This window comes from Streptomyces scabichelini (assembly GCF_011045015.1).
Classification (GTDB): Bacteria; Actinomycetota; Actinomycetes; order Streptomycetales; family Streptomycetaceae; genus Streptomyces; species Streptomyces scabichelini.
On record NZ_JAAKZY010000293.1, the window covers coordinates 1 to 11,481 of the forward strand.

Consider the following 11,481-nt stretch of genomic DNA (forward strand, 5'->3'; position numbering starts at 1 on the left):
GTACGGGAGCCAGCCGGCGACGGGGCCGCCGCCGCGGGCCTTGGGGGCGGGGTGGTAGGGGTGCCCGGTGATCAGGGACTGCTCGGAGCGCTGATACGGGTCCTCGGGCGGTGCCGCGCCCGCGCGCGCGACGAGGAGCGCCGCCACCGCGTCCCGGCTGTCGATCATTTCGGCGGGCAGCTCGGAGTTCGACAGGCCGGTGTGCCGGCGCAGCTCCTCGGCCGTGAGTTTGACCAGCTCGGGGTGGGTGAGGCGGTGCCAGGCCCCGGCGGCGTACACCTCCGGCTCGGCGGGCCGGCGCCCGCCGCGTACCCGCAGGAGGCGTCCCCCGGCCGGCAGCCGGTACACATGCCGCTCACCGGACCTCGGTACGGACCCCGCTGCGGGCTCGGCCACCTCCCGCAGCAGACAATTGAGCAGCGGCGCGGCCGCGTACGCGTCGGCTGCCTCTCCGACGTCGTCCCTGGGGTGCATGGGGTCCACGCGATCCATTCGTTCCATACGGGTACTGACGATCAGTATGTCTGCCGTAGTACCCGGTCGCGACGCCGTCCCCACACCCGAGGAGCCACCCGTGCACCATCCCCCCACCTCGGCCGAGGCCGAGTCCGCGCTCACCGCCGAGCTGCGCGCCGTACGCCCCGCCCTGCTGTCGCCGTACGCCACCGAGCTCCCCGGCGCCCGGGCGGCCGTGCTGACCCGGCTGTGGCGTGGCCTCGCCCATGAGCCGCTGCCGTGGATCAGCCACCGCGAGCCGGGACGCGACGGGCTGACGCTCCACCTGGCCGACGGCCGCCGTCTGCACGGCCCGCACTCGGATGCGTACGGAACTGCCGCCTCCGTCACGGGGGTTGAGCTGGACGGAACGGCGTACGACCACCCGGCCGCGCTGATGACCGCCCTCGCCTTTCCGCACGGGGACGCCTTCGCCGCCGAACTCGACCACAGCGTCGCCTCGTTGGCCCTGTCCCGTGCCGGACAGCCGCCCGCCGACGAACCGCGCACCACCTGGGAGTGGGAGCAGCGGATCGTCGACGGGCACCCGTTTCACCCCAACTGCCGTTCCCGGCCGGGCTTTTCGGTGGCCGAGCAGCTGGCGTACGCACCCGAGCACCGGCCGGTGGTCGAGCTGGGGCTGATCGCGGCGCCTCAGGAGGCCTGTCTGGTGGCGGGCGAGTGGCCGTACCGGGAGGCCGGACGGGTACTGATCCCGGTGCATCCCTGGCAGGCCCAGCATGTGCTGAAGGACGAGAAGCCGGTGGGCGCGGGCATCGCCGCCCACCCCCTCATGTCGCTGCGCACCCTCGCCGCCGCCACGCCCGGCGGGCCACACATCAAGACCGCGCTCAGCGCCCGGCTGACGTCGGCGGTGCGGGACATCTCGGTGTACTCGATCGCGACGGCCGCGACGGTGTCCGACTTCGCGGACACGCTCGCCGCCCGCCTTGACGGCCTCCTCCACATCACCCGCACCCTCGGGGCGGCCACCGCCCGCACACCGGAGTTCGCGGCCGTGGTACGCGAGCCGCCGGAGGCGTACGCGGCCGAGGGCGAGCGTGTCGTGCCGGTCGCCGCGCTCGCCCTGACCGGGCTGCCCCGGTCCGCTTCCTGGATGGCCGAGTTCACGCGGCTCGCCCTGACGGTGTGTCTGCGGCTGCTGGAGCTGGGCGTGGCCCTGGAGGCACACGGCCAGAACCTTCTCGTGGTGCTCTCCCCCTCGGGCACCCCGACCCGCCTGATCTACCGCGACCTCGCCGACATCCGCATCAGCCCGGCCCGCCTCGCCCGCCATGGCATCCCGGCCCCGGACCTGTCCGGCCGGCTGATCACGGACGACGAAACCACCCTGCGCCGCAAGCTGTTCGGCTCACTCGTCACGGGGACGCTGGGCGCGACTGCGGGTTCCACTCCGGCGCTCGCCGCGGCCCTGCACACTGTCGTACGGGATCTGGCGCGCACCTCGGACCTCGCCGCCCTTCTCGCACAGCCGCTGCCCACAAAGGCATTGACGCTCATGCGGCTGTCCCCCGAGCGGACCGGGGACATCTGGGCCACGGTCGGCAACCCGCTGCACACCGCGTTGTCCCCTCGACCCGGATCGTGACCCAGGGCGCCCTGAACAATTGTGAAAAGGGCTCCTTTCCGGCGACCCGACGGTGTAGCTCTATGGAGCTGGGCAGTTACGAGTGAATTCTGGAGCCGCCATGACCTACGGCGTCGGCATCGACGACCTGATGACGCCGATCCGCCCGGACCAGCTGGATCCAGGGGCGGTGATCGCGCAGTCGCTGGACAACCAGTGGGTTCCGGCGCAGCTCACGAAGAAAATGATCGAACGTGGCAAGTCCCTGGAGCAGGTCGGGGAACAGCGGCGCAAGGAGGTGCGGGCCGAGTACTTCCGGAGTCTCATCAACGCGAGCCAAGTGGTGATCAACCGCACGTACTTCTACAACAACGACGCGATCAGCTGCGACCTGACGGAGGGCGGACAGGCCCGCGCGGCCCACCAGAGGCTGCTCGCCTCGGGAGCGCTCGTCCCGTTCCTGCTCAACGAACGCACGCCGACGGAAGAGCCGGCCGCCTATCTGCATGTGAATCGCGACGGCTTCGCCGGATGGCAGCGGACCCTGGACGGAATGCGGGCGGAGGACCGTGTGCAGTGCGTGCGCATGTCCTGGGACGACCCGGAGAACGACCGGGCCAACAAGGAGGCGACCAGGACGAGGCTGTTCCAGCCCTTCGCCGAGAAGGTCCAGGGGCTGACGGCCAAGGACACCGAGATTCTCGCCGCCCAGGTCGGCGTGGACCGGCAGGACGCCGACCGGTTCAGAAGACGGCTCGGGGACGTCGTCGGCTTCAGCAACGACCTCAGCGTCCGCAGGCAGCCTGTCGTGCGCAACGTCCTGTACGAGGAGTTCGTGTCCGCGCCGGGGACGAACGTCGCGGAGGGCCGCTACGACCGGAACAAGCCCTTCGCCGGGGAGATCAAGCAACTGCTGGACCTCATATACAACACCAATCTCGCGGACGCGCTCGGCCGCTACCCCCTCACCCCGGTGGGCAGCCTGCGGCGTGTGGTGCTGCAGGAGGCGCGCGAGGCCCGGGCCACTCAGGGATTCGTCCAGGACCCGGAGCAGTTGCTCACGTTCCTGCAGCGGCAGGCGTTCGCCGCCGTCCAGGACCACCTGACGCCTTCGGCGGTGGACGCGCTGACGCTGCACGACATCTGGCAGCTGCGCCAGAGCACCGCCTGGCACGAGTACATCGAGGCCTTCGGCGCGCTGACCGCCGATCCCGGCGCCTTCCACGACTCCGTCGGCCAGATCTTCGACCGCTACGTGCGGCTCAACTCGGAGATCTTGAAGCTTGCCAGGGAGCGCGGGCGGAGCAGGCCGAATCAGTGGCAACCGGTCGTCGAAGTGGTGGTCACGGTGGGCGCCGCCGTGTTCACGGCGATCAGCGGAAACGGGATATGGGAGGTGGTGGGCGGCGTCACTCCGCTCACGGTGTCGGGGTCGGTGGGCGGCTCCGTGCAGCTGGTCCTGCGCAACAGGCTGGAAGGACGGCAGGAGCAGCGCTTCGCCCGTGAGATAGCCACTGTGCGGCTGGCGAGTGCACAAGAATGGTCGCAGTTCCACGACCTGGTCCGAAGACTGCCGGGGTACCGGGAGACGGCCAACGCATCGCCGTCCGCCACCGCCTCCGCGACCACCCAGGACAACGAAGACCTGCTGGAGTACTAGTGCGTCCTCTGCGAAGCATCCGGTGAGCCCGTACGAGGCCCTGCGGAAGGATCATCCCGAGCTGTTCCGCAACGATCCCGAGGGCACGGAGATTCTCACGGATCCCGCGCTGATCAGGAAGGTCCGCCGACACGCGAGGGCGGATGCGGCACGGCGGGCGGCGGGCCGCAGCCGGATGCGTTCGTATTGGGAACGGCTGAGGGCGGCAGTACGGCCGGTGCCGGTCGGCGTGGTGTCAGCCGACCGCTTCCTGCTGCACCTGCGCGATCCGGTGCGCTTTCCCGACGGACGGACGGGCCTGTACAACCGGATCCTGCCGCCGCCCTCGGCCACGCCCGGTGTGGTGGTCCTGCCGCTGCTCGGTCCCGACGGGGCCATCGTGCTGATCGAGCACCACCGGCACGCCACCCGGGAGTGGCACTGGGAGGTGGCCCGCGGTTTCGGCGAGCCGGGGGCCACCGAGGAGGAGAACGTCGCGCGTGAACTCGACGAGGAGCTGACCACGCGGACGGACAAGGTGATTTCACTCGGTGAACTCCACCCGGACACCGGGCTCCTCGCACACCGTGTGAAGCTGTACGCCGCATACGTCGAGCGGATCGGGGACCTGGAGCGGGGAGAGGGGATCCGTCAGGCCGTCTCCGTCTCGCTCGACGAGGCGGAAGACATGGTCCGCAACGGGGAGATCACCGACAGCTTCACCATCGCGGTGCTCTACCGGGCGCGCCTCGCGGGTCTGTTCGGCGAGCGGCCGGAGGAGGGCACCGGAGCATGAGGAGTTCGCCCAGCAGGGCTGGTACCGCGTAGGCGTCCCGCCGGGGTACGAGCCGCGTTGCCCTACTGATCGCGGAACGTCAGACGTCCCGCATCTCCTTGGCCAGTCTCCCGTCCCCCACCACTTCGATACGTCCGTCCCGTATCGCCTCCCGCAGCGTCAAACCGCCCCGGGCGAGCGCCGTGCACGTCCCGGCGTCGAGCACGAGCCGGGCGTCGGCCTCCTCGGGCGCGGGCCCCTCCCCGTAGACAGGACCGCCGTCCTCGGCGCCGAGGCGTACATAGAACTCCCCTTCCTCCAGGCGTACTTGGACGACGCCGTCGCCAAGTCCTCCGAGGCATCGCAGCAACGGCAGCGCGAACCAGTGGGCGCGCACCGCGTCGGTGGGCCGCCGTTCCTCCAGCAGAGGTGCACCCCACTCGCCCAGCGCCTGCAGGACAGGGAGCAATTGGCGTCCGCGAGCGGTGAGTTCGTACACGTAGGCCGCCCCAGGCGGGGGCAGCCGGCGCCGGCTCGTCAGCCCGTCCCGCTCCATGTCCTTGAGGCGGGAGGCGAGTACGTCCGTGCTCACGCCGGGCAGGTCCGCGTGCAGATCGGTGTAGCGGCGCGGACCGGCGAGCAGCTCGCGCACGATCAGGAGGGTCCAGCGGTCACCGACGGCATCGAGGGCCCGGGCAGCGGAACAGTACTGGTCGTAGCTTCGGCGAGGTGACATGCGACGCAGTCTAAACAAGTTGTTGGACTTTCCAAGCTGCTACTTGGTAAAACCAAGCAACACACCAACCTGGAGGTGCGCACCGCATGGAGTTCCGGCAGTCCAGCAAGCTCAGCGAGGTCTGTTACGAGATCCGGGGCCCGGTCATCGAGCACGCGAACGCCCTGGAGGAGGCGGGCCACAGCGTGCTCCGGCTGAACACCGGCAACCCGGCGCTCTTCGGCTTCGAGGCGCCGGAGGAGATCCTCCAGGACATGATCCGCATGCTGCCCCAGGCGCACGGCTACACCGACTCGCGCGGCATCCTCTCGGCCCGCCGCGCCGTCGCCCAGCGCTACCAGGACCTGGGCCTGGAGGTCGGTGTGGACGACGTCCTCCTCGGCAACGGCGTCTCCGAACTCGTGTCGATGGCCGTGCAGGCGCTGGTCGAGGACGGCGACGAAATCCTCATCCCCGCCCCGGACTTCCCGCTGTGGACGGCGGTGACGACGCTCGCGGGCGGCAAGGCGGTGCACTACCTCTGCGACGAACAGGCCGACTGGTACCCGGATCTGGACGACATGGCGTCGAAGATCACGGACCGCACGAAGGCCGTCGTCATCATCAACCCCAACAACCCGACCGGCGCCGTCTATCCGAAGGAGATCATCGAGGGCATCCTCGACCTCGCCCGCCGGCACGGGCTCATGGTCTTCGCTGACGAGATCTACGACCAGATCCTGTACGACGACGCCGTGCACCACTCGGCCGCCGCGCTCGCCCCCGACCTGGTGGTCCTCACCTTCTGCGGCCTGTCGAAGACGTACCGCGTGGCGGGCTTCCGCTCCGGCTGGATGGTCGTCACGGGCCCGCGCCAGCACGCGAAGAACTACCTGGAGGGGCTGACGATGCTGGCCTCCATGCGGCTGTGCGCCAACGCCCCCGCCCAGTACGCCATCCAGGCCGCACTCGGCGGCCGCCAGTCCATCCGCGAACTCACCGCGCCCGGCGGCCGGTTGCTCGAACAGCGCGACCGCGCCTGGGAGAAGCTCAACGAGATCCCGGGCGTCTCGTGCGTGAAACCGAAGGGCGCGCTGTACGCGTTCCCGCGCATCGACCCCAAGGTGCACAAGATCCACGACGACGAGAAGTTCGTCCTCGACCTGCTTCTCCAGGAGAAGATCCAGGTCGTCCAGGGCACCGGCTTCAACTGGCCCCACCCCGACCACTTCCGCATCCTCACCCTCCCGCAGACCGACGACCTGGACGCGGCGATCAGCCGGATCGGGCGGTTCCTGAGCGGGTATCGGCAGTAACGCCCGCGCGTATGCGAGTACATGGCCAGTCGGCCTGGGTAGCCCTCCCCTCATGCCCCTCATGAACGACCGGCCACTGCTGCTGCTCGACGTCGACGGCCCGCTCAATCCCTATGGCGCGCGCTTCCTCCGGCCGCGCGGGTACGTGACACGGCGGCTGCGCCCCGCGGGCTGGTCCGCGCACCAGGTGCCGGGATCCCGGCGGCTGCGGCGAGGTCTGCGGGTGCGGCTCAACCCGGGGCACGGGGCGCGGCTGATGGCGCTGCCGTACGAGCTGGCGTGGGCCACGACCTGGATGCACGAGGCCAACGAGATGATCGCGCCGGTGATCGGGCTGCCGGGCGATCTGCCGGTGATCGAGTGGCCCGAGCTGTTCGTCAGGGACCCCGAAGGGCTGTACTGGAAGACGCGGCACGTCGTGGCGTGGGCCGCCGGACGGCCCTTCGTCTGGGTCGACGACAAGATCACCGACCTCGATGTACGGCATGTCGCCGCGCACCACGACGCGGCGGCGCTGCTGCTGCCGATCGACCCGCGCAAGGGGCTGCGGGAGCGGGACTTCGAGGAGCTGGAGCGGTGGGCTCGCGACCTGTGACGGCCGAAGACGAAGGGCGGACGACGCAGCGGACGAAGGGGCGAGTGTCAGACCCGGGTCGTACTCTTCGAATGGGCTCACTGATCGATGAGGGCTGGTCAATCGGGGGCTCATCGATGGGCGCTGATCAATCGTGGTGTCGGGAAGGAGCACGCCGTGACACGACCGCCGACCGCCGCGCAGCGGCGTGTCATCGACGCCGCCGATCCCGTGACCGGGCGGCTGAGGGGTACGGAGAGCCAGCTCGCGGCGCTGGTGAAGCGCGGGCTCGCCTTCCGGCATCCCCGGCCGCCGCACGACCACTTCCTGACGCCGGCGGGGCATCGGATCCGCGAGGAGGCGTCGGCGGAGACCGCCGCGGAGGCCGAGGCTGCCCGTGCCCCCGCCGACGGGAGCGCCGCTGCCCGCGCGCCCGCCGCCTCCGGCGTGTTCGCCGCCCGGATCGGCGGCGAGGAGAGCGCCGATGCGGGGCCCGGTCGCATACGTGAGGTGCACAGCGCCTGGCAGGGGCTCCTGGAGCTGCGCCGGATGACCAATCCGGACGGCGCCCTGGACCGGCCGTGCGGCTGGGAGCGTACGCATCTGGTGCAGGCCGCCGCGCTCGCCCTGGAGGCCGCGGGGCACCGGCCCGCGGGGATGGACACCGACGGCTACCGGGTGCGGGCGACGCCGCAGCCGGAGGCGGTCGCCGTACACGTGCCGGACGCCGAATCGCTGCAAGGCTGTGCGGCCACGCTGGAGAAGGCGGGCTGGCAGGTCGGGGAGTACACGGAGCCGCGTACACGCGTGCGTTATCTGCTGGCTTCGCCGAGACGAAAGTGATCAGGACATGCCAGGCTTGAGGTGATCCAGTAGTCGAGAAGGGGACGCCGTGACCGAGCCGTTTTCCGTCCGTGTGACCGTCCGTGGGTACGAGACCGACATCCAGGGACACCTCAACCAGAGCGTGTATGTGAACTACGCGGAGCACGCCCGCTGGTCGTTACTCCAGGCGGCCGGAATCAGCCAGACCGGCCTCATCGCCAAGGGCGTGGGTCCCGTCGCCCTGGAGATGACGGTCCGCTACCGGCGGGAGCTGATCGCGGGCGACGAGGTCGAGGTGACGTGCGGTTTCGCCTGGGGCGAGGGCAAGACCTTTCGCATCGAGCAGACCATACGCAAGACGGACGGGACGGTCGCCGCCGAGATCACCGGGGTCGGCGGCCTGATGGACCTCAAGGAGCGCAAGCTCGTCGCAGACCCGCGCGAGTACTTCCGCGCCCTGGCCACGGATCCTGCGCTGTTCGGCCTCTGATCCGCCATGCCCCATCCGTATGTCAGGTATCTCCACTCGGCCATCTGCGCACGAGCCTCGACAGGATCGTCCACTCCAATTCGCTTGCCCTGACGGCCTGTTCGCCGGGGAGGTGCCAGGTGCCGACCCGGCCCAGGGCGGGAGGTTGCTCGGCGTCCCGGCGGTCGACCTCGTGGGCCGTGTCGTGCGGCTGGGCGACCTGCCCGGTGCTGCTGAAGGGCAACTGGCAGGTGAACTCAGGGGCTTGGAGCCCGAGCAGGCGGTGGCCCACCTGGTGGACGTACTGCCGGAGCGCCTGTCGGCCGCCTCGGGCCGTTCCCGGAGCGAGCTGCTGCGGGCCGCCGACGAGGCCCTGTCGACGGACGCGGGCCATCTTCCCTCCCAGGTAAAGGAGTTGGCGCGCCGCCTCGCCGTCAGTGAGCCTCAGCTGCGCAACCTCTTCTCCGAGGGTGTCGGCGTCTCCCCAAGCACTTCGCCCGCATCAACCGTGTACGCCATGTCCTCAAGCAGGCCGCGACCACTTCATGGGCTCAACTCGCCGCCGCCACCGGCTACTACGACCAGTCGCACCTGACGTCCGACTTCCGCACCCTGATGGGCGTGCCGCCCCGGTCGTTCTTCACCGGCCGCCTCCCGGCCGCGCAGGCCTGCCGGCCCCTCGGCCGGACCTGGTGAGGCCCGCCCGGCCCCTTCATGACGCGTTCTACTCCGTGTGGCCGTAAGTCCATGCTCAGGACCTGATCCAGTGGGTATTCCTCTCCACGGCACTCCCCACCTGTGAAACCGGAGACCTCCATGCCGCTCGCTCGTCGTGCGTTTCTCATTGCGGTTGCCGGTTCGGCCTGTGTCGTAGCCTGCTCTCACAGTGCCGCGGGCGGCGCCCCGGCCTCGGATGCCAAGGGGGATTCGGTGACTCGGGCGGGCGGTGCGGCGAGCAGGGCGGCGAGGCGGCTGCTGCCGGACCACTGGAGGCAGTTGCGCTTCGAGACGACGGGCACGGCAAAGGCTGACGCGTTCCGGGTGTCGGGCCGTACCGGACGCATCACCATCGAAGGTGGCACGCCCGGCACCCAACTCGCCGGTCTCCGCTGGTACTTGAAGCAGATCGCGCACGCCAACATCAGCTGGGCCGGCGAACAGCTCGACCTCCCCGAGGAGTTGCCCGGCCTCGACGGCACCGTCACCCGGCAGGCCAACGTCCCGCACCGCTTCGTCCTCAACGACACGAACGACGGCTACACGGGCGCGTACAACGACTGGTCGTACTGGGAGCGCGAGCTCGACGTCCTGGCGCTGCACGGCTACAACGAGGTGCTGGTGTACACGGGCGCGGACGCGCTCTACCACCGGGTGTTCCAGGAGTTCGGGCACACGGACGCGGAGCTGCGGGAGTGGATCGCGGGCCCGGCCCATCAGCCGTGGTTCCTGATGCAGAATCTGGCGGCGTTTCCCTATCCGGTGTCGCGTCAGCTGCTGGAGGCGCGGGCCGCGCTTGGGCGGCGGATCGTCGACCGGGTACGGGAGTTGGGCATGACGCCGGTGTTCCCGGGCTACTTCGGTACGGTCCCGCCGGGCTTCGCCGGGCGGAACCCGGGTGCGCTGATCATCCCGCAGGGCCAGTGGATGGGCCTCGCGCGGCCCGACTGGCTTGACCCGCGCACCGATCACTTCGCGCGGGTGGCGGCCGCCTTCTACCGCGTCCAGGACGAGATGTTCGGACCCTCGACGCTCTACAAGATGGATCTGCTGCACGAGGGCGGCGACCCCGGAGACGTACCGGTCGGCGATGCGGCGAAGGGCGTCGAGAAAGCGCTGCAGACCGCGCATCCCGGCGCGGTCTGGGTGATCCTCGGCTGGCAGCGCAACCCGCAGCGGGCGATCGTCGACGCCGTCGACAAGTCCCACATGCTCGTCGTCGACGGCCTCTCGGACCGCTTCCCCACCGTCACCGACCGTGAGGCCGACTGGGGCGACACCCCGTACGCCTTCGGCTCCATCTGGAACTTCGGCGGCCACACCGCGATGGGCGCCAACACCCCCGACTGGGCCGAGCTGTACCACCAGTGGCGCACCAAGGAGGGCAGCACCCTGCGCGGTGTCGCGCTCATGCCGGAGGCGGCCGACAACAACCCCGCCGCCTTCGACCTGTTCTCCGAACTGGCCTGGGAGGAGGGCGACTTGGACCTCGATGCCTGGTTCAAGGACTGGGCGCACTCCCGCTACGGAGCGCGTGATCCGCACGCGGAGGCCGCCTGGGACATCCTGCGCCGCACCGCGTACGGCACGACCCGCGCCGACTCGTGGAGCGAGGGCGCCGACGGGTTCTTCGGCGCGCGCCCCTCGCTCACGGTCACGTCGGCCGCCAAGTGGTCGCCCAAGCAACTCCGGTACCGGCCCGAGGACTTCGAGCCCGCACTCGGCGAACTGCTGGACGTCGCACCGGGCCTTCGGAAGTCCTCCGCGTACCGCTACGACCTCCTCGACGTGGCCCGCCAGGCCACCGCCAACCGCAGCCGCGTCCTCCTCCCCCGCATCAAGAAGGCGTACGACGCCGGGGACGCCGCCGAGGTGGACCGGCTGGCCCGCGACTGGCTCGCCCTGATGGACGTACTGGAAACCCTGATGGCCACCGACTCCCGGCATCTGGTGGGGCGTTGGGTGGCTGACGCACGGGCCTGGGGCGCCACCGAAGAAGAGCGGGACCGGCTGGCGTACGACAATCTGTCGCTGCTGACCGTGTGGGGCACCCGGCAGGGCGCGGACGCGGGGCTGCGCGACTACGCCAACCGGGAGTGGGCGGGCCTGGTCGGCGGGCTCTACCGGCTGCGCTGGTCGATGTACTTCGACGAGTTGCGGGCCGCGCTGGAGGAGGGCCGGAGGCCGGAGGCCATCGACTGGTTCGCGATCGAGGATCGCTGGACGCGGGAGCCTGGGCGGCTTGCGACGCGGCCGATCGGGGATACGTACGAGGCCGCTGTCCGTGTGCGTGAGCGGCTCGCCGCGGCTTCCTGAGTGGGCGGGGCCAGGCCCCGGGGCCCCGCTGGGGGCTGCGCCCCCCGACCCC

The 11,481-nt window shown here is 70.4% G+C and carries 11 protein-coding genes and 1 pseudogene; 10 read left to right on the forward strand and 2 right to left on the reverse strand.

What is annotated here, in order from left to right; translation table 11 throughout:
• A pseudogene (locus G5C60_RS46265) lies at positions 1-492 on the reverse strand (IucA/IucC family protein); the annotation flags it as partial.
• A gap of 28 nt (positions 493-520) precedes the next feature.
• Between G5C60_RS46265 and G5C60_RS46270 the strand changes: the two are divergent.
• The 3 genes from G5C60_RS46270 (at position 521) to G5C60_RS46280 (ending at position 4,518) form a co-directional block, all read left to right on the forward strand.
• Positions 521-2,104, forward strand: coding sequence for an IucA/IucC family protein (locus tag G5C60_RS46270; protein WP_165269544.1), 1,584 nt, complete (start codon positions 521-523; stop codon positions 2,102-2,104).
• Positions 2,105-2,204: 100 nt separating this feature from the next.
• The gene (locus G5C60_RS46275; protein ID WP_165269546.1) at positions 2,205-3,743 is read left to right on the forward strand and encodes a hypothetical protein; all 1,539 of its coding nucleotides are present in this window, start codon (positions 2,205-2,207) and stop codon (positions 3,741-3,743) included.
• A gap of 22 nt (positions 3,744-3,765) precedes the next feature.
• Positions 3,766-4,518: an NUDIX domain-containing protein gene (locus tag G5C60_RS46280; protein WP_165269548.1), complete on the forward strand. Its 753-nt coding sequence runs from the start codon at positions 3,766-3,768 to the stop codon at positions 4,516-4,518.
• Between the two features lie 79 nt (positions 4,519-4,597).
• Here the strand turns inward: G5C60_RS46280 and G5C60_RS46285 are convergent, their stop codons facing one another.
• Entirely contained in the window at positions 4,598-5,233 is a 636-nt protein-coding gene (locus tag G5C60_RS46285) for a winged helix-turn-helix transcriptional regulator (RefSeq protein WP_165269550.1), read from the reverse strand.
• An 86-nt stretch (positions 5,234-5,319) separates the two neighbouring features.
• Here G5C60_RS46285 and G5C60_RS46290 point away from each other — a divergent pair, with 86 nt between their 5' ends.
• From G5C60_RS46290 to G5C60_RS46315, 7 genes are all read left to right on the forward strand, one after another.
• Entirely contained in the window at positions 5,320-6,528 is a 1,209-nt protein-coding gene (locus G5C60_RS46290; RefSeq protein WP_165269552.1) for a pyridoxal phosphate-dependent aminotransferase, read from the forward strand.
• 61 nt (positions 6,529-6,589) lie between these two features.
• A complete protein-coding gene (locus tag G5C60_RS46295; RefSeq protein WP_165269560.1) occupies positions 6,590-7,123 on the forward strand; it encodes a hypothetical protein in 534 nt (177 codons plus the stop codon).
• Positions 7,124-7,279: 156 nt separating this feature from the next.
• Positions 7,280-7,945, forward strand: coding sequence for a hypothetical protein (locus tag G5C60_RS46300; RefSeq protein ID WP_165269554.1), 666 nt, complete (start codon positions 7,280-7,282; stop codon positions 7,943-7,945).
• 49 nt (positions 7,946-7,994) lie between these two features.
• Positions 7,995-8,417, forward strand: a complete 423-nt coding sequence (locus G5C60_RS46305) for a thioesterase family protein (RefSeq protein WP_165269556.1) — start codon at positions 7,995-7,997, stop codon at positions 8,415-8,417.
• Between the two features lie 112 nt (positions 8,418-8,529).
• Positions 8,530-8,991, forward strand: a complete 462-nt coding sequence (locus G5C60_RS46310) for a hypothetical protein (RefSeq protein WP_241267564.1) — start codon at positions 8,530-8,532, stop codon at positions 8,989-8,991.
• A complete protein-coding gene (locus G5C60_RS54470; RefSeq protein WP_338146127.1) occupies positions 8,898-9,092 on the forward strand; it encodes a hypothetical protein in 195 nt (64 codons plus the stop codon). The genes G5C60_RS46310 and G5C60_RS54470 overlap by 94 nt, the downstream gene beginning before the upstream one ends.
• A gap of 120 nt (positions 9,093-9,212) precedes the next feature.
• Entirely contained in the window at positions 9,213-11,429 is a 2,217-nt protein-coding gene (locus tag G5C60_RS46315) for an alpha-N-acetylglucosaminidase (RefSeq protein ID WP_165269558.1), read from the forward strand.
• Positions 11,430-11,481: the final 52 nt, after the last annotated feature.